Below are 21,766 nucleotides of genomic sequence, written 5' to 3'. Positions count from 1 at the left end.
GAAAGCAATCTCATGCGCAAGAAGCTCATCGCCGGCATCGGCCTGGCACTCGTCGCGGGTCTCGCCCTCAGCGGCTGCTCCGCCCGCGGCAACTCGGACGCAGGCTCGGACTCCTCCGGCGGCGCCTCGAACGTCCAGATCAAGAAGGGCGACCTGATCGGCGTCGCGCTCCCCGCCAAGACCTCGCAGAACTGGGTGCTCGCTGGTGCCGCGTTCGAGAAGTCGATCGAGGACGCCGGCTTCAAGGCCGACATCCAGTACGCCAACGCCGGCAACCCGGTCCCGGACCAGCAGGGCCAGATCCAGTCGATGGTCACCAAGGGCGCGAAGGCGATCATCATCGGTGCCGCCGACGGTTCGCAGCTCGGCACGCAGGTCGCCGCCGCGAAGAAGTCCGGCGCGGTCGTCATCGCCTGGGACCGCAACATCCTGAACACCGCGGACGTCGACTACTACGTCGCGTTCAACAACTTCAAGGTCGGCCAGCTGCAGGGTCAGGCCCTGCTCGACGGACTCAAGGCCAAGAAGTCCAGCGGCCCGTACAACATCGAGCTCTTCTCCGGCTCGCCCGACGACGCCAACGCGAAGGTCTTCTTCAACGGCGCCATGGACGTGCTCCAGCCGAAGATCGACGACGGCACGCTCAAGGTCGTCTCGGGTCAGACCTCGTTCTCGCAGACGAACACCCAGGGCTGGCTCGCGCAGAACGCCCAGTCGCGCATGACCGACATCCTGACGAAGTCGTACACGAACACCGAGCTCGACGGCGTCCTGTCGCCGAACGACACCCTCGCCCGTGCGATCCTCACCGCGACCGCTGCGGCCGGCAAGCCGAACCCGGTCGTCACCGGTCAGGACTCCGAGACCGCCTCGATCCCGCTGATCATGCAGGGCAAGCAGTACTCGACCATCTACAAGAACACCACCGAGGAGGCGCAGGCCGCGATCGACCTGGTCTCCGACCTGGCCGACGGCAAGACCCCGAAGACCACCGAGGACAAGAACAACGACAACGGCACGAAGGTCGTGCCGGCCGTCGAGCTGACCCCGATCCTGGTCACCAAGGAGAACGCGGTCGAGGCCTACAAGGGCAACGACACCCTCGAGGAGCTCGCCAAGAAGGGCTGATCCCCTTCCGCAGCAGCACCACAGCACACGACGGCCCCGTCTCGCTCCGGCGAGACGGGGCCGTCCCGCGTCCCGGGGCGCGTGGGGGGCGTCGGCGCGAGACGCCGGCGTCCGGGCGAGACGCCTCGACAGACGCGAGACACCGCCGGTTCCCGGGGCGTCTCGGCGACGGCGGTGCGTCTCGCGGGAACGCCCCCGTCTCGCGGTCCCGTCAGGGCGACGGACGGGAGGCGCGGGGCGGGGCCGCCACGGGCCTCCCGTCCGTCGCTCCGTCCGTCCCGGGGACGTGGCCGGGTTCGACCGTGGGAGTGGTCAGTCCGCGGGTGCCGGCGGCTCCTCGGGTGCCCCGGCACCGCCGGCACCCGCCCCGCGCGCACGCAACCGCTCGACCGCGGCACACAGCCGCGGGACGTCCACACGTGCCGTCCACAGCAGCACCGACTCGGTGACCTGTCGTCGACGACCGGTCAGGCGGTCCCCCACCCCGGCGAGCCGCGCCCACGGGATCTCCGGCTCGACGGCGGTCAGGTCGGCCGGCAGGGTCGCGACGACCGCGCCGATCTCGACCAGCCGCATGCGCACCGCGTCGAGCACGAGCTCGGTGGCGTCGTCCGTCGCGACGTGCCGTTCGATGGCCGCGCAGGCCCGGACGATCTCGTCGAGGCGGTCCTCGAGGTCGCGTCGTGACGCGGCACCGACGACGGGGGTCCTGGTCACAGCGGCACCGAGACGCTGTACCGGTCGGCTCCGGCGCCGGCGGCGTCGAGCACCTCGACGTCCACCTCGAGCAACCGCTCGGCGTCGTCCTGGATGCGCATGAGCGTGAAGATGCCGGCCCCCGGTGCCAGGTCGACGAGCAGCACGACACACTCGCGGCGCTTGCCGGCGTCGGGATCGCACACCACCCGCGGCCCGGACCCGCCGTTGCGCTCGACCAGGGCGACGAGGGCGTCACGGACCGCAGCGACCCGGTCGAGCAGCGGCGGCGGGGCGTCCACCGGGAGCAGGTCCACCGCCGCCTCGAAGCCCGCTGCGCGCACGAGCCGCTGCAGCGCGGCGAGCGAGGGCTCGCGGCGTCCGTTCTCGTAGGTGCTGATCACGCTCTGCGTGACCCCGGCTCGCGCGGCCAGCTGCACCTGCGTCAGACCGGCACGGAGTCGTGCGGCACGGATGAGCTCGGACGCCACCACCGGGTGCGCTGCACGGGTCGGTGCTTCGGACATGCCGTCACCATACACAACATGTGACATCCCGGTCATCGGCGGTACATCAGTGCTGTTGCGGCTTATGGGCGGCGCTCCGGCGGGTGCCCGCTGCCGTGCACGCGGACGTGCTCAGTCGCGCTGCGAGACGTCCGCGCGGTGGAAGTTCAGCGCCGACCGCGACGGCGTCGGGCCGCGCTGGCCCTGGTAGCGGGACTGGTACTCGGCGGAGCCGTACGGCTTCTCCGCCGGGCTCGACAGCTGGAAGAAGCAGAGCTGCCCGATCTTCATGCCCGGCCAGAGCTTGATCGGCAGCGTCGCGACGTTCGACAGCTCGAGCGTGACGTGGCCGGAGAAGCCCGGGTCGATGAAGCCCGCCGTCGAGTGCGTCAGGAGGCCCAGGCGACCGAGGGAGCTCTTGCCCTCGAGCCGGGCGGCGATGTCGTCCGGCAGCGTCACGACCTCGAACGTCGAGCCGAGCACGAACTCCCCCGGGTGGAGCACGAAGGCCTCGTCCGGGTCGGTCTCGACCAGACGGGTGAGCTCGGGCTGGTCCTCGGCGGGGTCGATGTGCGGGTACTTGTGGTTGTCGAACAGCCGGAAGTACTTGTCGAGCCGGACGTCGATGCTCGACGGCTGGACGAGCGAGGGGTCGTACGGGTCGAGGCCGATCCGCCCCTCGGCGAGCTGGGCGGTGATGTCGCGGTCGGAGAGCAGCACGCGCAGAAGCCTAGCGGCAGGGTACGGCCACCGATATGCTGCGAGGCTGCCCTGCCGGGCGGCGGACGACGGCCGTCCGACCGGCCGACCACAGGGGGCGAACGATGACCGACCGCACCGAGACCGGCCGCACCGAGACCGTCGACGGAGGACTCGTCGTCGAGGAGCTCGTCGTGCCGGCGACGATGGACGACGATCCGGAGCTGGTCCGGGCCTTCTCGGACTGGCTCGCCGTCTCCGACGCGGCCGAGGTCGCCGTGCACGGGCTGCCCGAACTGCCGTGGACCCCCGCCGAGTACCTGCCGATGTGCCACGAGCCCGGGTCGCCGAGTCGCCTGTTCGTCGTGCGCGACGACACCGGGGCGGTCGTCGCTGCCGGGGCGTACGACTCGAAGACCGCGCCGGGCACCACCAACTGCTGGCTGTCGCTCGGCGTCCGGCCCGACCGACAGCGCCAGGGGCTCGGCACGCTGCTCGCCGACCACCTCGAGCAGCTCGCCCGCGCCGAGGGCCGCACGCAGTGGAAGACGTACGCGGTCTCGCGGCAGGTCGGGCCCGGCACGGGCCCCGCGTACCGTCAGGCCCCGACGGGCTCCGGCGCGGTCCCCGAGGACGAGGCCGCGGTGCGCTTCCTGGCCGGACGCGGCTGGCGGTTCGGACAGGTGAACCGGATCAGTCGCCTGCAGCTCCCCGCCGATCCCTCCGTCGTGCGCGGACTGCACGACCGCGCCGCGACGGCAGCCGGCCCCGGGTACCGGGTGCACACCTGGACCGGCACGACGCCCGAGCGGTGGCTCGACGACCTCGCCCTGCTGCACACGCGGATGAGCACCGATACCCCCGAGGGTGACATGCAGGAGCCCGAGGACGTCTGGACGGCCGACCGCGTCCGCGGATCCGAGGAGCAGCTCGCGACCGGGCCGCACACCATGCTCACCGTCGCGGTCGAGCACGTCGAGAGCACCACCCTGGCCGGTTTCAGCCAGCTCAAGGTGCCGGACGACCCGTCGAGAGCGGTGATGCAGTGGGACACGCTGGTGCTCCGCGAGCACCGCGGGCACCGGCTCGGCTGGCTGCTCAAGGTGGTCGGGATCGAGACGGTCGAGCGGGACTTCCCGGGCCGGCCGTCGATCGTCACGTTCAACGCCGAGGAGAACCGTCCGATGCTCGACGTGAACGAGGCCGTCGGGTTCGTCGGGGTCGGCAGCGAGGGCATCTGGGAGCACCGCGACTGACCACCGGAGCCCGAGCCGGACCGGCCCGGGACCACCGCGGGACTGGGACCGGGGTGTCAGGCGGGCGACCTACCATTGGACGGTCATGACCGTCACGTCAGCCGCCACGCAGCCCGGGGACACGGCACCCGACCCCGCCCCCACCTCCGCGCGATCCACGACCGTCGCGACGGTCCTGGTGATCGCGATCCCCCTCGCCGTGGCGTGCGCCGTGCTCGGCATGACCGTGACCGGCGCCTTCACCGCGTCGCAGCAACTCGTCTCCGCCGGCGACCTGGTCGAGTACGGCCTGCCGGTCGCCCGCGTGGTGCACGACACCACCGCAGCACTGACGATCGGCCTGCTCATCGTCGCCGCGTTCGCGCTGCCCGCCAAGAAGGCGGACCACGGCGCGATGTCGAGCGTGCAGCACCGCGCCGCCCGCTGGGGTGCGGCGGCCGGGGCCGTGTGGTTCCTGGCGGCCGTCGTCGGCATCGTCCTGACGGGTGCGAACACCCTCGGGGTCCCGCTCACCAGTCCGGTGTTCGCGCGGAACTTCCTGCTCTTCGCGTTCCAGGTCGAGATCGGCCAGTCGCTCGTCGTCTCCGCCGTGGCGATCCTGGTCGCCACCCTCGTCGCCGCCTTCGCCACGCGCGTCGCCACGCTCGCGGTCGCCACCGTCGCCGGGCTCTTCGCCCTGCTGCCCCTCGCGCTCTCCGGGCACGCCGCCGGGTCGCTCGAGCACGCGAACGCCGTGAACTCGCTCGCCGTGCACCTGGTCGCCGTCTGCGTCTGGGCCGGCGGACTCGTCGCCGTGCTGCTGCTCCGCACCCGCACGAAGGGCGCCACCGGACGCGTCGTCGCCCGGTACTCGACGCTGGCCGGTTGGGCGTTCGCCGCGGTCGCGTTCTCCGGCATCGTCAACGCCTCGCTCCGCCTGACCGGTCCGGCCGACCTCGTCACCACGACGTACGGCTGGCTCATCACGGTCAAGGCCGTCATCCTCGTGCTGCTCGGACTCGCCGGGGTCGCGCAGCGTCGGAAGCTCGTGCCCGGGCTGCTCCGTGCGCCGCTCGACCGGAAGCTCTTCGTCCGGTTCGCCTTGGCCGAGATCGTCTTCATGGCCGTGGCGATCGGCGTCTCGGTCGCGGTCTCGCGGTCGCAGCCGCCGATCCCGCAGACGCCGGAGACCGGGCAGGACACCCGGTCCGGACTGCTCGGGTTCCCGTACCCGCCGGCGCAGACCGTGCAGACCTACCTGACGCAGTGGCACATCGACTGGGTGTACCTGGCGATCGCCGTCGTCGGTGCGGGCTGGTACCTGCTGTCGGTGCGGAAGCTCACGCAGCGCGGTGACTCGTGGCCGGTCGGCCGGACCATCGCGTGGCTGCTCGGCTGCGCGCTGTTCATCTGGACCACCTCGGCGGGGCCGGCGGTCTACGGCATGGTGCACTTCTCGTCGCACATGCTCCAGCACATGCTGCTCATGATGTTCGTGCCGCTGCCGCTCGTCCTCGGCGGCCCGGTGCTCCTGGCGCTGCGCACGCTGCCGGTGCGGAACGACGGCTCCCGCGGCGCGCGTGAGTGGCTCATGCTGTTCACGCACTCGCGGTGGATGCAGTTCCTCGCGAAGCCCGCCGTCGCCGGCGTCATCTTCGCCGGCTCCCTCGTGGTGTTCTACTTCACGCCGGCGTTCCAGTACGCGATGCAGTCCCACGAGTGGCACGTCGTGATGGTCGTGCACTTCGTCTTCAGCGGCTACCTGTTCTTCTGGGTGTTCGTCGGCGTCGACCCGGGTCCGAAGCGCCCGCAGTACCCGATCCTGATCATCGCGCTCCTGGCGACCCTGGCCTTCCACGCGTTCTTCGGCGTCGCGGTGATGACCTCGCAGTCCGTCTTCGCGGCCGACTGGTTCCACGCGCTCGGCCAGACCGACGACCGCGCACTGCTCGCCGACCAGCACACCGGTGGCGGCATCGCGTGGGGTGCGTCCGAGCTGCCCATGGTGTTCGTCGCGCTGCTCGTCGTGCGCAACTGGGTCCGGACGGACAAGCGCGACGCGAAGCGCCTCGACCGCAAGGCCGACCGCGACGGCGACGCCGACCTCAAGGCGTACAACGAGCGGCTCGCGGCGATGAGCAAGCGCGACTGAGCAGCAGCCAGCGCAACTGACGTCGAGCGCCGGCGATCGCGTCGGGCGCTCAGTCCCCGTGGACGATGCAGACGGCGTCGAGCTCCATCGACGCCTCCAGCGCAGCGGTCACACCCGGCTCACCCTCGGCGCCGAACGGCGTCACCGTGTCCACCCACCACAGCGGCGTGGACAGCGCCGGAGCGTCCGGCAGGATCCGGGTGACCTCGTCGAACGAGTCGACCCGTCGGACCCCGAGCACCGTGATCACCGGGTGCGTGGCGTCCCGGCAGACCTGCAGCACCGGCCCGTCGTCGAGGGCGCGGACACCCCACGCCTCGTCGTGCAGCAGCAGCGCCTCAGCCACGTCCCGGGTCTCCACCGGCCCACGGCAGAGCAGCGTCACGTCACGCGGCACCCTGACCGCCCGTGCTCCGTCCGCCCGTGCTCCGTCCGGCCGTGGCGTGCGACCCGCGGTCGTGCCCGTCGAGCGCGCCATCGTCGTGCGCCGGGTCGAGGGGTGCGCCGCCGACGAGCTGCAGGAAGCGGTCCTCGTCGATGCGGTCGAGGAAGGCCTCGAGTGCCTCCCACCCGTCGTCGAACCGCACGACGAGCCCGCCGCCACCGAAGCCCGAGGTCGTCGTCCGCGCCGGCGGCCACTCGCCGTCGCGGTCGAGGAACTCCGCGGCCTCCGGACCGACGACGACGGCCAGCGGGGAGGGCTCCTCGTGCGCGACCGCGCGGACCAGGTGGTCGGCGTCCCCGCGGCGCTGCATCACCACGCCGAAGACGGGCTCGACCTCGTCGGCGACCCGGTGCACCGCGTCCAGCAGCCTCGACGCGAGCGCCGGGTCCGCGCCGTCCTCGGGGATCGTCAGCACCGCCGACATCGTCTCGACGACCACGCCGTCGAGCAGGTGCGCGGTCATCGTCGCCGAGAACCCGTCGCCGTGCGCGTACGAGGTGGAGACGTCCGGTGCCTCGTGCTTGGCGTACTGCGTCACGACCCAGCGGTCCCACGGCACCGTGAGCGGCTCGCTGGTGCCCCAGTGCGTCGGACAGGTGCCGACGGTCTCGCACAGGGCCTCGATCGCGGCGCCGATGTCGACGGCGCGGTCGGCGTGGTGGCGGAGGGTGAGGTCGATGCTGATCTGGCGCACCGAGTCCGTCGCCGCCGGGTGTCCGGCCGCCGGCGGACCGACGAGTTCCGGCCCGCGGCGGACGAAGTCCTCGATGCCGGAGGCGGCGACGCCGGTGCGGCCGTCCCGCAGGCTGCCGTCGGGACCGTCCACGGCCCACGCAGCGTGGTGCACGCCCAGGGCGTGCCGCAGGGCGGGGGTGACGGATGCCTCCCGGCCGGTGCGGAGCACGACCGTGCGGCCGGACTCGGACGCACGACGCAGCAGCGAGGCGAGCGACTCCGTCAGCCACACGACCGGCGATGCGGACCGGACCACGATGGCGGTGCCGACCACGTCGTCGATGAGGGGATGCCTGACCATCCGGGTCCTCCTCCGGGTAGGGCGACGGAACCCCCTGGACGGTACACACGGCCGCCGGGGCTGTCCGTCGGCGCACGGACCTCACAGGGGAGACACGGCGACGGCCGGGAGGCACGGGTCGCCGCCGCCACGGACCGTGCGGCGCGCACTCGGCTGGCGTCCAGCGCAGAATCCGCTAGGCTTGCTGCGTCCCGCTGGTCGGGATGCGCGAGTGTAGTTCAATGGTAGAACTCCAGCTTCCCAAGCTGGTAGCGCGGGTTCGATTCCCGTCACTCGCTCCACCTCCTCCTTCCCGCAGCGACTGTCGTTTCTCAACGCAAGCGAGACTCCTCTCGTCCTAGTTGAGACTCTGGCGTGCGCGAGGAAGCAAAGCGACGCTCGGCTGCTGAACTGCCGAGCACCGCGACTCTTGGACGCCATACTTGGCGTATGGCAGATGCGCAGGCCGGCCCTCAGCTGGAGACCTTCTTGCTCGGCACCGTGGGCAAGACCGTCTCGGCCGTACAAGTGCTGGCCCCGAACGCGTTGAAGTCAGTTGTCCCATTGTCCGTGCTCGCTTCCGCGACCATCGAGACGTTCGACCTTGGGGCGGGAAGAACTTTTACCCTTCACGCGGGCGAGTACCTGCTGAAGGTTGACTTGCAACGCACGGGCAGGGTCATGTCGCTTCCCTCCGCGCAGGCATGGAGTCATGCGTCGCCCGGGGGACGGCCGACCGCCCGTCTCCAGTTCACGGACGGTTCCGCCATTGACCTGTCGGAACCCGGGCGAACGAAGCGGATCACGCTCGAGTTGACCGTCCGATAGGCAGCCAGCGACTCGGCAGCGTCGAGGCACGCGGAGCAGCTACTCTCAACGAGTCACCTTCTGCCTCTGGAGAACCGAATGAGCGCGTTCGAACACCCGTCCGACGACCTTGTCGTGTCAGAAAACTTCATCCGCGCGGTCCGCGACGCAGGCTATCTGTCGTTGTCCACAGCTCTCGCGGAACTGGTCGACAACGCGCTCGAGGCCAACGCGCGACACGTGGACATCGATATCCGCCGGGACGATCCGAGTGTCTGTCCGATCGTCACCGTCACGGACGACGGACATGGGATGACGGCGCCGGAACTTCGCCAGTGCCTCCGGTTCGGCGGGTCGTCGCGGTTCGGCAGCCGGGCATCGTTTGGCCGGTTTGGTATGGGCCTTCCAGCCGCGAGTCTGAGTCAGAGCAACAGGGTGCGGGTCACCTCCGCCCGCCGGGGCGAGGTACGACGAGCCGTCACGCTCGACGCCGCCGCCATCGTCTCAGGAGTCGCGCCGAACTTCACGCCGATCGAGGTCTCCCCAGCTTCGGATGCACACGGCACGGTAGTCGAATGGGTCAACTGCGATCGGGTGGAGTACCGGCGGCTCGGCTGGCTGCAGCGCGCTGTGATCCGCCGACTCGGTCGCCTCTATCGGGAACCGTTACGCGGTGGCACGTCGATCACTGTAAACGGTAAGGCTGTGCCCCCTGCCGACCCGTTGCTGCTGGAGACGGAACTCAACGGTGTCAGCGCAAGCCCGCCCTTCCCGCCGATGCGCTTTGCCATCCCGGATGACGTAGGTGGAACTAGCGAGGTCATCGTTAGGTTCTCCCTCCTTCCCGTTGAGGCGTGGGCAGGCCTGGACCAGGCGACAAAACGCCGGGTCGGCATCATCGGCGGCGGTGGCATCTCTGTCCTGCGAGCCGGGCGGGAAGTCGCGGATGGGTGGATGTTCACGGGCAGCAAGCGAAAGGAGAACTACGACGACTGGTGGCGGTGCGAGATCCAGTTCCCCCCGACCCTTGATGACGCATTCGGCATCACCAACACCAAACAGGGCGTACGGCCAACGCGCGCTCTCATCGACACGCTCGAGCCGTACGTCGAAGCGACGGCACGGCTCCTCAATGGACGGGTGCGACGCGCCTTCGAAGAGGTGAAGTTCCGGGCAGCAACCGAGCGGGCCTGCACTGTCGCTGCCGCCGCCGACGGAGACCTTCCGGCTATCCGAAACCACGTCGGATCCCCACTGACGTACCGTATATGCGCCGAACCGCTTCCGATAGAATCGATGCTCCGGACCGAACTTTCCAACCAGAGATTGGACCTGACGCTGAACGTGGACCATCCCGCTTTCGCGGCCCTGTACGCTCCGCTCCAGTCGGTCGAGGTCTCGACCGGAGGAGGCGTACGCACTTCGTTTGAACTGATGCTGCTCTCCCTCGGACGCACGCTCGCGCACTTCGAAGCCGACGGGACGTCGACTGGGGAATTTGTCACGCGGTGGAGCCGCACCTTCGGACGAATGCTGCGGCACTCTTGAACTCCTCCTCGACCGTTGCTGTAGACCTTCCGACGCAAGCGTCCGCCGAGGAGCGTGAGAGTTTCAGCCGGGTCACCGAAAACCTTGCAGCGGTCCGGTTCGATGAAGACACGTCCCTGGACCACGACGAGGAGTTCGCGGCCGCAGGCATCAACGACGTTCACGACAAGCCGTACCTCGCTGCGGCGGCCCACATCCTGATTGACCTCGTCGACCAAGGCTGGGTGGTGCACCGCGCCGACGGCGGCGTCGCCGTCCGCCCGCCGGACCCCGATAGTGATAGGGAAACCGAGAAGCTGCGCGTTCGGCGGCAAGAACATTTGCGCCGCGATGCGCAGCTGCGAGAACCCAGTGTTCGGCGCTTCGTGCGGGGCATGGAATCCCCACACGAATACAACGGCCGGATGGTGTCGGTTTTCAATCTCATGCGCGACGGCGAGGAACTCGCAGCCGCGCTCGAGCGCGGACTCGAGACGTCGGCACCCATCAAACCGTATGTCCAGGTTGTTGATGCGGAAGCCGTCGATTCATTCACGGGGTTCGGACTACAGGACATCTGGCGGTATTTCCGGCACACCTGGTCAAACGCCTATCAGACGGTACCCGGAAGGTCGATGGGATTGCTGATTCGCGACGCGGCAACCGAGCACCACGCCGTGATAGGCCTTGCAGCGCTGTCCAGTCCAATTGTGCAGATCGCTGGCCGGGACAATTGGATTGGTTGGAGCACAGCACAAGTCCTCGACCAGTTGGCCAACGAGCCCAGTGACCGCGCCGCCCAATGGGTCGCTTCCCGAATTCGAGCGCAACGCGGAGACATCTACCTGGCCGACCTGCTCCGGGAGGGCGTCCTCAGTCCTCCCGACCTTGTCTCCCCTGACGCTGAAGCGATCACGCGTCTGCGCGAAGACGCTGACCGTCATCGGGCGAAGCACCACCGCGGCCGTCTGATCCGAGATCGCAGCGCACACTCCGACGATTACTGGGTGAACCGTGCGGAAACGCCACTCTTCCGGTCGAAGCGCGCGAAGGCACTTGCCGACACCCTCGATGCGCAACGTCTCCTCGGCGCCACCCTTGGCGACGTTCCCACGGGCGCGGGCCTCTCCGCCGCGCTCAACGACCGGGAGATGCGGAAGCACGTCGGTCGGGTCGTTCGTCGGGCGCGCGGTGAACGAGTAGGAACGGTGATTGCTGACCTCACCGTCTGCGGCGCAGTCGCCCCGTATAACGCGCTGGCCGCTGGGAAGCTCGTTGGCGCTCTCGCCGCGTCACCGTTCGTCGCCAGCGCGTACGCCCGACGTTACGACCGAGCGAGCGAGATCGCGTCCGCGATCGCGGGTCGCCCGATCCGCCGCGAGTCAAGGCTTTCCTTCATCGGGACGACGTCGCTGTACGGGTCAGGGGCGAGTCAGTACAACCGCCTCTTCTGGCCAGCTGAAGTCATGGGCGGCAGAGAGGGTGAGCGGCTGGGCTACTACCCTCTGGGCCGTTCACGCTCGTTCGGGTCATCCCACTTCTCTGACGTGACTATCGCAGCACTCGTCCGTCTCTCTGAACACGCCGGCTCACTAGTGAGAGTGAACAGCATGTTCGGTGAGGGCGTCAGCCCGCGGCTGCGGAAGGTGCGGCTGGGCCTGAATGCATTGGGCTGGTCCTCGGAAGATCTGCTCAAGCACGGCCGGGAGCGGATCCTGTTCGGGGTTCCTTTGGTTCGGAACGTCCGCGACTACTCGCTCGGCATCGACTCCGAGCCGGACTACCTCTTCGACAGCAGGCAGACGAGCACCCAGCAGGTGGTCGACTGGTGGTTCGAACGGTGGGCATTGCGACGCGCTGCCCGGCCCGAGATTCTCGAGCAGGTACGACAGCACAAAACCACTTTCCCCATTCAGCATGGAGCTCGGGTTCCAAATCCCCCGCCGGAGGAACTATCAGAGCGATGACGGGGCCGCCCCGGCGTCCAGCCGGAGCGGCCCGATGTTCTCAGACCACGCGGGGCACCCCTAGGGCGGTGAGTATCCGTTGCGACGCTACTGGGAGGTTCCGACTGACCGTCATCTCGTCGATTGGGTCGGCTGCAAATGTTCCGACCTTGCGAACCTCCTCAAGCTGCGGCGTTGGCGGTCCATCGGCGGTCAGCGGGCGCTGTACGTAGAAGATCCGGTCCGGTCCGCGCGCACCTCGGGCAAGAATGGGCGCATCCACCGTCCCAACGCCTGGCACGTCGACCGTCCCATGGCCGATGAATTCGATGTCATCCAGCCCGCGGCTTCGCAGGTCAGCGAGGAGCCGTCGGATCGCGAGTTCCACCCGTTCGGCACTCAGTTCCGGTTGCTCGCGCTCCAGCGCCCACCGCAGCAACGTCGCACCGAGATGCCGATCCAGCGAAGCGTGTTCGAAGCGGTTCCTGAAGCTTCGCAAGCACCGGTAGCAGGATGTCTCGCAGTTCTCGGGGCACTCCTGAAGCAGTTTCAACGCATCCTGGAACACCGCGATCCCCTGGTCGTGAACTGCTCTCGTGAACCCAGCTCCACCCGGCAACGTGTCGTAGAGATAGATTTCCGCCTCGAGCCCGTCGGAGCCGCGGGCGGTCAGCGCCGGTCGGTGCTCAGCTTGCAGTTCGGACTGATCGATCCCGAGGCGCGCGGTCGCCGCGATCGTGATTGCCTCTGCAACGGTCCGCAGAGCTACTTGTGTCGGTAGCAGGTTCGGCCGAAGGGTCATCGGACTCTCAACACGCAGGCGAATGAGGAGCACGTCAGATTCGAAATCAGTGCCGAGCACCATGTTCCGAGTTCCGAACCCGCCCGGACATTGCTGGTCCCGCGAGTCGGGGTACGGCTTCGGATGCGGGGCCGCGGTTGCACCGGTGGCGTTCGCGGACGGTTCAATCAGACCGCAGGCAATACAGCAGGAGTATCCCTTCCCCTGCGGACCGGTGTTGCTGACCAACAGTGTGCTGCGTTGGAAGACATGGGTCAGCTGTGGGGTGAGTTGCTTCCACTTCGTTTGATCGTGCGGTCCATTGGTCAGTAGTTTGGCCCGAGTGGCGTAACTCTTCTGAGGCGCAGATCCATCACTTGTCTCGGGATCCTGACCGACCGGATGAGCGAAGCCTGGAGGCCGGATCCAGTTCATCGCGGCGCCGAAAGTTCCCTCACCATCGCAGGCGGGACAGTCCTGCGCTTCCCCACGCACCGCTTCGGCTTGGCCGACATGCTTGGCGTAATGGCAGACTGAACACTCCAGGTACAGCTGCTTGTCCTCCCACGCCTTCGAGAGATCCCGACGTGGATACAGGGCGCCGGACGTCCACTTCTTGTTATCCACCCAGACTGTCTTCCCGGGCGCATATTGAGTCAAGGCGACTGGAAGTCCCTGCGTCGGCTCGTAAAGCGTCTGCACGTTGAATGGCGAGGACTGAACAGCATCAAAAACGTGGAACGCGACGACGTCAGTGGGGAACGCGTATCGAGGCAACACGCCCTTATCGATGAGTCGGTTCAGGAGGTTCATCTGAGTGCCCCGCTCGGAAGGTTCCTCGCCCAACTCCTCCTCTGCGTCCTCCTCGTCGTTCATGTCGGCTACCGACCGGCCGTCACCCATTCCGCTGGCAGCGAGCGGCTTGTTGTTATTCTCGGCGTCCGTCGCCATGGGCAACGCGCCCGAGCTGAGCGCGCCGTCAATCGCCTTTAGCGTGTCGTCCACGAGCCCGTCGAGGATTTCCGCTCGGTGCTCCGCGCTGAGTTGCGCCGGTAGCCACTCATCGACCGCTTGAACGAGTTCCAGCTCATGGTCGCGGAGCCACTGCTCAAGACCGGTCCGGCTCATCTGCGCGAACTCGGTGAGGAAGTCCCGCACCGTTCCTAGCACCTCAAAGAGTGAGCGGTGCGCGCTGGCATCGGCGTCAGGGAGGACGTCCTGGTTATAGCGTTGCAGCAGATACGCAGTGACGTGCCTGCGGGCGATCTGTTCGTTGTCAAGGGTGAGCGTCGGATCTTCCACGACGCCGCGGATCATCGATATGGGTTCGCGGAAGAAGTGATCGTCATGGCTGTCAGCACTACCAAAGGCGAGTACCGTCGCAACCGCGTTGCCCCGCCGCCCGGCGCGGCCGGCGCGCTGCTGATAGTTGGCCCGAGACGGCGGCATGTTCCGCAGCGCCACCCCGGAGAGATTGCCGATGTCAATTCCCACCTCCATCGTCGTCGTGCAGGAGAGGACGTCGATTGCGGTACGCCCCTGACCAACGCCAGGAAGGTCGACCTCGATGTCCTGGAACAGTAACTCGTACTGCTCCGCCCGGGAGAATGCGTCGTCCTGCTTCGTACTGTTGAGCTGCGCGGTGTGCTCTGCGGCGACGATGCTCATCGGCACGGAGGGCTCCAACCGCAACGCTTGCCCGGCACTGGCTCGGTAGTACCCCTTGCGAGCGGTGAACACTGCATCTGTGTCGGGGTCGATCACACGAACGGCGCTCTGTCCACAACTGACGCACACCCTGCGGCCCGGGAAAGCACGCTGCGTGAACCGACACCGGTCGCAATACCCCCAGAGCCCACCAGTCTCGAGCGTCACTTCCGTCGCACGCAATCGGTAAAGGTTCGGCGCCATTGGCTCGCAGAAGTGGGCCAGGAGAACGGGCAGCCATTCGGTCTTGAACCGCCGCCGGCTCGCTGTGTGGGGCAGCCACTGCTCGATCTTCTGGAACGCTCCGCGGTGGGCCTGCACCTTTCGGGGCATGTTCCACCAATCGTCGTTCATCGCGGTGAACCACACGCCACTGCGACTCAACCAGTGATTCAGCCACAACCGAACAAGCGCAATTTTAGTCTCTGTGTCCTCTGCGACACCGTCGATGTTTGGCAAAGCCTGGGCGAGTCCGGTGGTCTCGCGTGGCAATTCCCGCAACGACGCCAATCCGAGCGCTGCAAGCCCACGGTTCGGGTCGGTGATTGTTGTGTACATTGCCTGCAGCAGGGACTGTGGTGGTTTGGTCGGCACGTTCAGCAGTTCCATCAGGGCTGCCGCGTCATCCTGGAGCGCACCGTCCGCGATGCGTCGACGCACGTCGTTCATCGGCGGCGTAGACTCCCCTCCCCGCAGTTCCGGACGGAGGCGAACCCGCAGTTCGTTCGCGCCGACGAGGACAGCGCTGTACAACCGGTCAAGGGTCAGGGCGTTTGCGCTGAGCGGCTTCTCGGCGAGCCGAGCCCAGCCGTACATCATCACGGGCCGCAGGGAGTCCTGCATGGAGTAGTTCTGCAACGTTGGCGCAAGACGCGCGGCGACCTGCCTGCTGTCAGAGAACACCAAGACTTTTCGCCCACGCAGGGGTGCAAAGTCCGACGATGGAGCGCTTGGCGGCTGCACCTCGAGCTGGCGGCTGATGAGCGCCTGGAACGGCTGATCCCCCTTTGTCTGATGATCTTGGACGGGCGTGCTGCCGAAAAACAGTCCGCCGCACGAACCGCACGGTGTGAATCGGCCGTCTGCGTGCACAACCGTTGCATCGTCATCATCGTCGACCTGCACCTCACCGGCCCGTTGCGCGGTGATGTACACCGTTCGACAACGGTCGGGTTCGCCGTCCGGGTGCAGCGCTCCCGTGACAAGGTTCAGCTCAACAACTTCATACTTGTCACCGGGGATCCCAGGCGTTTCCAGAAGCATGTCCAGCGGCTCAAGTTCGTTCGCGACGCTTCCAGTTGACTGGAATGCCATGCCGGGCTCGTTCCAGAGGTACGTAGGATCCAGAACGTTGTTGGTGTAGGCGCGCGCGTAGGAGACACCACAGTGGCGGCATGTGTAGTACTCGAATACCCGAGCCCCACAGTCGCAGGTGCTGCGGGGCTGCGCGTAGAGTTTCCCAATTGGACTATCGCCATCACTATCTCCTGGCCTCGCTGAGCAGTCAGCATCAACGCAGGCCCAGAGACCCGGAAGCCCACGGAAGAAGGCGTGCACCCGGCAAGGCAGCAGCCCCGGATCTTCCGCAGCGCGCTTCGCGGCACTGCCGAGAGCGACCAAAGCAGTGACGGCTTGGTCCGCTATGAGCGTCTCCGCGTCGGGGAACACGACCTTCCCCAGTTCCTCGACGGCTTGCGCCTGCCGCATAGTCTCGTTGATCAGCCGGCTCATCGGCCCCCATCCTTCGAGCGCACTGTGCAACAGCAGAGCGCTGTCGTCCCCGGCCGCCGCAACGCCCCGATACGCCAGGAGCGGTTGAAGTGCTTCAACACGATCTGCGTCCCGTTCCGCGTCGTAGTACCGCTGCAGGGGTACCGCGGCGAGAACCTCAGCGTCTCTCGTTGTGCCTGGCGCATCTCCATCGCTGGTACGCAGGGCGCTCGTAACGGGTCGGAAGGATGACGCGGCTTTACCCGTCAACTCGGCCGCGAATTCAACCGCTGACGCTGCGGACGTGAAACTTGCACTCGTGGTGATGACCTGGAAGCGGTCAGCTGCGATCCCGAGCCGCGTCCGCAGGCGCCGTAGCAGGAGGCCGACCTCCGCACCTGCGGCGCCTCGGTATAGGTGTGCCTCGTCGACGATGAGGAGGAACTTCTCGTCTGGGTTCGCCGCGAGCCACGCGGCCGTTTGGTCGAATATCGGCCGTTCTAACGGACGCATTAGCATGTACTCGAGCATCGAGTAATTGGTAATCAGAGCATCGGGTGGGCTCTGCAGCACCTCATGCCGTGTCAACAGTTCAGGGTCATGATCTTGCAGAATGGCTCGGATGAACTCACTATCAGCATTCTGCCAGTGAGAACCCTTCTCGCCGTACCAGGCACGGAGGTCGGGCTTCGCCGGCCATTTTCCGCGACCTTGAAGGTGCTCCATCAGCTTTGCCGCAGCTTCGTGACCAGATGCAGTCCTATCGGCGGCCCGCTCTTCGATGAGGAGGTAGAAGTCTTCGATCGCTTTCAGACGAATCTTGTCCTTGCTGACGGTACGAACGCCGGGGTAGAGCGTGCGGCTGGTGTAACGTGCGAAACGGGCGGGCCTCCCAGCCCAAGCGTCGAACTGCGTGGTGACACGTGGGTCTCCAAGGAGCAACCGAAGCCGTCCGAGCTGGTCGTTAACGAGCGCGTTCATAGGGTAAAGCACCAGAGCACGCACGGCTGGTTGCCGGAACGAGATCGGACGAGCCTGCGCCTCATCGGCGAATTTCGCAAGCATCGGCAACAGGAAGGACTCTGTTTTCCCGGAACCGGTACCGGTGGTGACAGCCAGACTCGAACCATCCGTGCCCGCCCATTCCAACGCGTCTGCCTGATGCGTGTAAAGCGGGTCGTGAAGGAGCGGAACCACCCCGTTTGCACCCTGCCCAAGGGCTCTAAACAGTGTTCGCGCGCCCGCAGAGAGACGGAGATCGTCGAATCTCTTTCCAGCTTGGTACCGCGGCGTGCTTTCAATATACGGGTTTCGATAGAGCACACCTTCCGTCTCCAGCAGGGTCCGTCGCTGCGCAATGACGTTGGGGTTTCCTACGTGATACGCGGCTTCGATGTATTCCCGAAGTGCTTCCTGGATCTCAGCGACTGTCTCGGCGATTGTCAACGGGTCATTCTTTGTCATTCGCGTGTCCCTTCCGCATCCAAAGTGTCTCCTGCAAAAAGCTTATTATGGTAGCCACCATGTCGGTCTCGGTGGACGCGGATAGCAGCGCCCCGCGAGCTCGTGGAGCGGCATCCGTCATAAGGTTGATATAGCGGGCAGCGAAGCCGGGTAGGGGCGCAAAAAAGTCCAGCCGTGATGTCCCAGCAGCCTCCGTGACCCGAACGATCTGAGGGGCGCCGTGCGTCGCGTCAATCGCGGCTTGCAAACGCCATGCCTCGTCATGGGCGGCCACTGCTGCATCGAGGGCCGGCAGGGGGAGCACACGGTTCACTGTTCCCGCTCGCAGGTCAACGAGACACCACAGGTCGGCCCCGTAGGTTCGAGGGCGACGAGCGACAAACATGCCCGTATCCCCGGGGTGCGGGGGACGCCACCGGCCCCGGTAATAGCGGATTGGGCGGGTTGGATCGAGGATTTCTGACGGGACGTTGTCGCCACCGCGAGGGGCCAATGAGAGTCGCTCGGCGTACTCACGAACGAAGTCTCGGGCGGCTTGAGCCGCGGGACGCGAGACCCAGCGTTCCGCGTCGACTACGCGAAAACCCGGAACCTCGTCGCCCTTCGCTGTAATTGCAATTCTCCGGGTGCCGGTTGCAGTGACGGTGAAGGGTCCGCGGACCACGGCGCCGGAGGGGTGAACGCCGGCGAGAAGATACTCGCCCGGTCTTCGAGCCACGGACGTAGGTGGCCCAAGGTAGAGCATCCGGGTGCGGCGGTCTGCATTCGGGGTTAGTTCGACCAGATCGCCGCCGCTGATCAGCGCTTCGAGCACGTCGGCGATGATCTGCCGTTCCAGCGCCGGGTGGAGCGGCTGCAGCGCTCCGAGGACGGCGTCGATCAAACGTCCGGGACTGGCCGGGCACGTGAACGATGCGGTGCGGCGAAGCGCCGCCGCGATGAATTCGGGGGCGTTTGCAGCGGTCTCCAAGGGGAGGCCGAGGGCGGATGCGGTGACGGCAACGGCGGCCGGGCGGTCAAGCGTTTCAATGTTCATTAGAATCCGTCGTCGATGATCGTGGGTTCCGCCATTGCGCGGGTCGCCAGAACGGTATATCTCGCCGCGTGGAATAGCTCCGGCCTGTCGAGGAGGGCATTGAGGATGGCGATCGCGTCCCCACGGTCGAAGGACGCTGTCAGCGCCGGGCGCCCGGCCAGGGTCAGGAGGTATCGCGCGGCGGAAGGGCGTCCCTCAAGGCCCGCCCGGCTCAGCGCACGCTTCGCGGCGCTGGCAAAGCCTTCCAGCACTGCACCCGGACTATCCCAACGGTACAGGCTCTTCGAAATGGTGTTGGTCAGTTGCTGGTAAAGCGGCGCGCTTCCGACCGCTCCTGCCAAATCGTCGAGGAGTTCGCCGGCGTCCGAATACCCGACTTTGCGTTCCAATGAGGCCCACCGACCTCGGCCTATCGTGCATGCGACTTCCGAGGCGATGGCGACTCGCACCCGGTGTTGGACGTACGCTGCGAAGAGATCACCGGGCAGCGCCGCGTCCGCCCAACGACGGTCTGCATCGATGAGCCGCGTGAGACCCTGCACGCTTCGTTCACGTGCCGGGAATCGAGGGTGTGGAGGGCGGCGTTGCAGCGCACTGTTCGGGTCGCCAGGCAGCACCATCGACGTCGATATCGTGCCGACAGACGCGACGGCGAGAGCACCGCGCGGAGGGACCACAACGGTGGTCTCATGGGTGCGCCGCGGTGCGACGGGTTCATCGGCGTCGTAGATCGTCACCTCGACACCACCCGCATCGGTTTGATCGATGACCTGCGCGGTTATTGCGGCATCACGGTGTCCGCGAAGGAGCCGCCAACGCAGGGGCTCGAAGCCACGTTCGCATCGAATGGAAGCGAACCCGACGCTCTGGCGACTGATCGAGACGATGCCGGCCTCCGCGTCGTCGTACGCCGAGCCGAGACGTTTGTCCTCACGCACCGCCCGAGCGATCCTCTTCCAATGCTTTTCGTCGACGGGCAAGACAACATTTTGCTGATAGCTAGCCAGGGAGGTCCCGTCTGCCGCGACGAACGCGACGGTCAGCGTTGCGGTTACATCTGCGGGACCATCGATTGTGATGCTCGCCAGCCCGTTCCAGAGGTCCTGCAGCTTCGAGTTGGCGGGCGCGGCGAGCATCCGAATTCCTCGCCCGTCCTGCCCAGCGGACGTCGAGATGATCACTGCAGTCATAGCGGCCTCGAGTGCCGAACCTTCTGCTGTGCCCTCGAGGCGAACGCTCAACTGGTGCACTCCCACCGGCAAGTCCACCAGGCGGAGGACGATCTCAGACTCCCCAACTGGCCAGGAGATCCGCTCGACCTCTGCTCCCACGCTGATCACGCATGCGTCGGGTACGAGGTCTGCCCGCACTCCGATAAGCGCCAGTTCACCGACGAGCCATGTTGCTTCCGACTCCCCGTCCCATCCGATCGCGTTCAGACCGACCGGGCGCACCTGGACGTGCGTACGAAGGAGCAGTCCGTACTGCTCAAGCGCGACACGGTCTGCGTCCTCCACCCGTGTCGGAACCTCCATGCGATAGGCCACTGCGCCGTGTACACCGCTTCTCGCCGGCACGATCCAAGGAAGGTTCGGCCTGCGACCTGCAGGTTCGAGAAGTATGTACTTGCCGCCGGCTCGAAGCGTCCTGCTACGAATCTCGAACGCGATTTCCTCACCTTGCAACTTGAAGATGCGGTTTGGCCCGGCGCTCACCGGATACTTCTCGGCGAGCGCATCGTTCATCGCCTCGTCCGCCTTGTCCAGTCGGATGAAGGGCTGATCAAGAATGGGCAGGGAGTCGAGCCGCAGCGTCTGTCCGTGATGCAGGAGCCGCGTTGGGGGCACCGGCTTTGCCGTGCCGTTCACACGAGCCCGAGACGTTCGGAGAACCTCGGTCAGCCCAGGCACCGCATCGGCGAAGTTCGTGAGTGTTGGCAACTCGACGTGCAGATGCCAGTCCGGAGAGCGCCGCAGGAACATTCGTAGGGGGTGCACAGTAGGCCTGGTCGGTCGGACGTTGAGCTGCTCGCTAGATGGTCGCCGAGTCGCTACAGCGACGGCATCCCGCGCTGAAAGCAACCACGCGCGCGAGTCTTGCTCCTGATTGAGGCTTTGAACGATGCGGTCGAGCGTGCTTGAGAGCAGGTACGGCGACTCACCGCCGCTGTCGGTGAGTAGAGCGGAACTCACTTGCCCAACAAGAGCGCCGTTCTGGCAGAAGATACGGAACCGTTCGGAGTACTTCACAGATCGCACGGCGAGATGCGCGCCAAGTTCAGCGGGGTCGTTCAGGAGTCTAGGCGTCAGTTCTGCCCGACATAGGAACAGCAGCTCTACGAGCTGCCGCTGTAGGTACACCGGAAGGACGGAATGGGTGATGGGCCACGAGATGATTCGGAATGCGTCGGCGAAAGCGCCGGAGGGAACAGCACCCGCGAACTGCTTTGCGAAGCGTCGGAACCAGATCGACACCCAGTCATGGTCATCATCGGTCCACCCCGGGGTCATCTTCCCAAATGTGCGCCAGTACTCAGAGCCCTCGTACGCGTACCCAGATTCGGCGGCGTACACCACAAACGGCAGCCAATAGGCTGTCCGCTCCCGCGCGGTCAGTCCGTGTGCGGTAGCGGTGCGAACAGCAACGGCGATTTCGTCGCGCTCGATGTTCGAGAGACCGTGCTCGAGCGCGAATACCGGGGCGGCATACTGAAGCTTCTCACGAGACGCCGCCAGTGCCTCGAAATGTTCTGACAACTTGGCATGGAACACTTCCAGTGTATCCACGAATCCCCCGGATGAGTCACGACGGAGTTCCTCCCCCACATATCGCATATCTTTGAGCGCCATCGCTCGCCCTTCCGCATGCCCGCACGCTTTTCCCAGTCCCAATGCGCCGATGCTGTCTGGTAC

The 21,766-nt window shown here is 66.5% G+C and carries 14 protein-coding genes and 1 tRNA gene; 7 read left to right on the top strand and 8 right to left on the bottom strand.

Annotated features, from left to right (window positions below; genetic code table 11):
* Nucleotides 1-12: 12 nt before the first annotated feature.
* Nucleotides 13-1,128 (top strand): substrate-binding domain-containing protein, encoded by a 1,116-nt coding sequence (locus C1N91_RS01815; RefSeq protein WP_137766357.1) that lies wholly within the window; start codon nt 13-15, stop codon nt 1,126-1,128.
* A gap of 312 nt (nt 1,129-1,440) precedes the next feature.
* On the opposite strand, the gene C1N91_RS01810 is transcribed toward C1N91_RS01815, so the two are convergent.
* From C1N91_RS01810 to dcd, 3 genes are all read right to left on the bottom strand, one after another.
* Nucleotides 1,441-1,845: a HepT-like ribonuclease domain-containing protein gene (locus C1N91_RS01810; RefSeq protein WP_137766356.1), complete on the bottom strand. Its 405-nt coding sequence runs from the start codon at nt 1,843-1,845 to the stop codon at nt 1,441-1,443.
* Nucleotides 1,842-2,351, bottom strand: a complete 510-nt coding sequence (locus tag C1N91_RS01805) for a helix-turn-helix domain-containing protein (protein ID WP_217496451.1) — start codon at nt 2,349-2,351, stop codon at nt 1,842-1,844. Before C1N91_RS01805 ends, C1N91_RS01810 begins: the two co-directional genes overlap by 4 nt.
* A 111-nt stretch (nt 2,352-2,462) precedes the next feature.
* On the bottom strand, nt 2,463-3,050 hold the full coding sequence (gene dcd, locus C1N91_RS01800) for a dCTP deaminase (protein WP_111226833.1): 588 nt from the start codon (nt 3,048-3,050) through the stop codon (nt 2,463-2,465).
* A 104-nt stretch (nt 3,051-3,154) separates the two neighbouring features.
* On the opposite strand from dcd, the gene C1N91_RS01795 reads away from it, so the two are divergent.
* Together C1N91_RS01795 and C1N91_RS01790 are read left to right on the top strand one after the other, a co-directional pair.
* Nucleotides 3,155-4,285 (top strand): GNAT family N-acetyltransferase, encoded by a 1,131-nt coding sequence (locus tag C1N91_RS01795; RefSeq protein WP_175415858.1) that lies wholly within the window; start codon nt 3,155-3,157, stop codon nt 4,283-4,285.
* Between the two features lie 85 nt (nt 4,286-4,370).
* Nucleotides 4,371-6,416 carry a cytochrome c oxidase assembly protein gene (locus C1N91_RS01790; RefSeq protein WP_137766353.1) on the top strand — a complete coding sequence of 682 codons (2,046 nt, stop codon included), beginning with the start codon at nt 4,371-4,373 and terminating at the stop codon, nt 6,414-6,416.
* 49 nt (nt 6,417-6,465) lie between these two features.
* On the opposite strand, the gene C1N91_RS01785 is transcribed toward C1N91_RS01790, so the two are convergent.
* Both C1N91_RS01785 and C1N91_RS01780 read right to left on the bottom strand, forming a co-directional pair.
* Complete coding sequence (locus C1N91_RS01785; RefSeq protein WP_137766352.1) at nt 6,466-6,762, bottom strand: hypothetical protein; 297 nt, start codon at nt 6,760-6,762, stop codon at nt 6,466-6,468.
* A 40-nt stretch (nt 6,763-6,802) separates the two neighbouring features.
* The gene (locus C1N91_RS01780) at nt 6,803-7,897 is read right to left on the bottom strand and encodes a DUF6177 family protein (protein WP_137766351.1); all 1,095 of its coding nucleotides are present in this window, start codon (nt 7,895-7,897) and stop codon (nt 6,803-6,805) included.
* A gap of 207 nt (nt 7,898-8,104) precedes the next feature.
* Between C1N91_RS01780 and C1N91_RS01775 the strand changes: the two genes are divergently transcribed.
* The 4 genes from C1N91_RS01775 to C1N91_RS01760 all read left to right on the top strand — a co-directional run bounded on the left by C1N91_RS01775 (nt 8,105) and on the right by C1N91_RS01760 (nt 12,177).
* Nucleotides 8,105-8,178 (top strand) — tRNA-Gly (locus C1N91_RS01775).
* Between the two features lie 148 nt (nt 8,179-8,326).
* A complete protein-coding gene (locus C1N91_RS01770; RefSeq protein WP_137766350.1) occupies nt 8,327-8,704 on the top strand; it encodes a hypothetical protein in 378 nt (125 codons plus the stop codon).
* A gap of 78 nt (nt 8,705-8,782) precedes the next feature.
* Nucleotides 8,783-10,231: an ATP-binding protein gene (locus tag C1N91_RS01765; RefSeq protein WP_137766349.1), complete on the top strand. Its 1,449-nt coding sequence runs from the start codon at nt 8,783-8,785 to the stop codon at nt 10,229-10,231.
* Nucleotides 10,228-12,177, top strand: coding sequence for a Druantia anti-phage system protein DruA (locus C1N91_RS01760; RefSeq protein WP_137766348.1), 1,950 nt, complete (start codon nt 10,228-10,230; stop codon nt 12,175-12,177). Before C1N91_RS01765 ends, C1N91_RS01760 begins: the two co-directional genes overlap by 4 nt.
* Nucleotides 12,178-12,217: 40 nt before the next feature.
* On the opposite strand, the gene C1N91_RS01755 is transcribed toward C1N91_RS01760, so the two are convergent.
* Genes C1N91_RS01755 through C1N91_RS01745 form a run of 3 tightly spaced genes read right to left on the bottom strand, consistent with a single transcriptional unit; the run spans nt 12,218 to nt 21,625 of the window.
* Nucleotides 12,218-17,818, bottom strand: coding sequence for a DEAD/DEAH box helicase (locus C1N91_RS01755; RefSeq protein ID WP_137766347.1), 5,601 nt, complete (start codon nt 17,816-17,818; stop codon nt 12,218-12,220).
* Entirely contained in the window at nt 17,805-18,854 is a 1,050-nt protein-coding gene (locus C1N91_RS01750) for a hypothetical protein (protein WP_137766346.1), read from the bottom strand. The genes C1N91_RS01755 and C1N91_RS01750 overlap by 14 nt, the downstream gene beginning before the upstream one ends.
* On the bottom strand, nt 18,854-21,625 hold the full coding sequence (locus C1N91_RS01745; RefSeq protein WP_137766345.1) for a hypothetical protein: 2,772 nt from the start codon (nt 21,623-21,625) through the stop codon (nt 18,854-18,856). Before C1N91_RS01745 ends, C1N91_RS01750 begins: the two co-directional genes overlap by 1 nt.
* Nucleotides 21,626-21,766: the final 141 nt, after the last annotated feature.

The organism is Curtobacterium sp. SGAir0471, assembly GCF_005490985.1.
In the GTDB taxonomy this organism is placed as follows: domain Bacteria; phylum Actinomycetota; class Actinomycetes; order Actinomycetales; family Microbacteriaceae; genus Curtobacterium.
This window is presented reverse-complemented; position numbering and strand designations above follow the sequence as displayed.

What these genes read in the sequence shown, in the direction of transcription:
- C1N91_RS01770 (WP_137766350.1), top strand. Translation starts at nt 8,327, where the DNA reads ATGGCAGATGCGCAGGCCGGCCCTCAGCTGGAGACCTTCTTGCTCGGC.
- C1N91_RS01780 (WP_137766351.1), bottom strand. Translation starts at nt 7,897, where the DNA reads ATGGTCAGGCATCCCCTCATCGACGACGTGGTCGGCACCGCCATCGTG.
- C1N91_RS01765 (WP_137766349.1), top strand. Translation starts at nt 8,783, where the DNA reads ATGAGCGCGTTCGAACACCCGTCCGACGACCTTGTCGTGTCAGAAAAC.
- C1N91_RS01790 (WP_137766353.1), top strand. Translation starts at nt 4,371, where the DNA reads ATGACCGTCACGTCAGCCGCCACGCAGCCCGGGGACACGGCACCCGAC.
- C1N91_RS01805 (WP_217496451.1), bottom strand. Translation starts at nt 2,351, where the DNA reads ATGTCCGAAGCACCGACCCGTGCAGCGCACCCGGTGGTGGCGTCCGAG.
- C1N91_RS01795 (WP_175415858.1), top strand. Translation starts at nt 3,155, where the DNA reads ATGACCGACCGCACCGAGACCGGCCGCACCGAGACCGTCGACGGAGGA.
- C1N91_RS01815 (WP_137766357.1), top strand. Translation starts at nt 13, where the DNA reads ATGCGCAAGAAGCTCATCGCCGGCATCGGCCTGGCACTCGTCGCGGGT.
- C1N91_RS01750 (WP_137766346.1), bottom strand. Translation starts at nt 18,854, where the DNA reads ATGAACATTGAAACGCTTGACCGCCCGGCCGCCGTTGCCGTCACCGCA.
- C1N91_RS01755 (WP_137766347.1), bottom strand. Translation starts at nt 17,818, where the DNA reads ATGACAAAGAATGACCCGTTGACAATCGCCGAGACAGTCGCTGAGATC.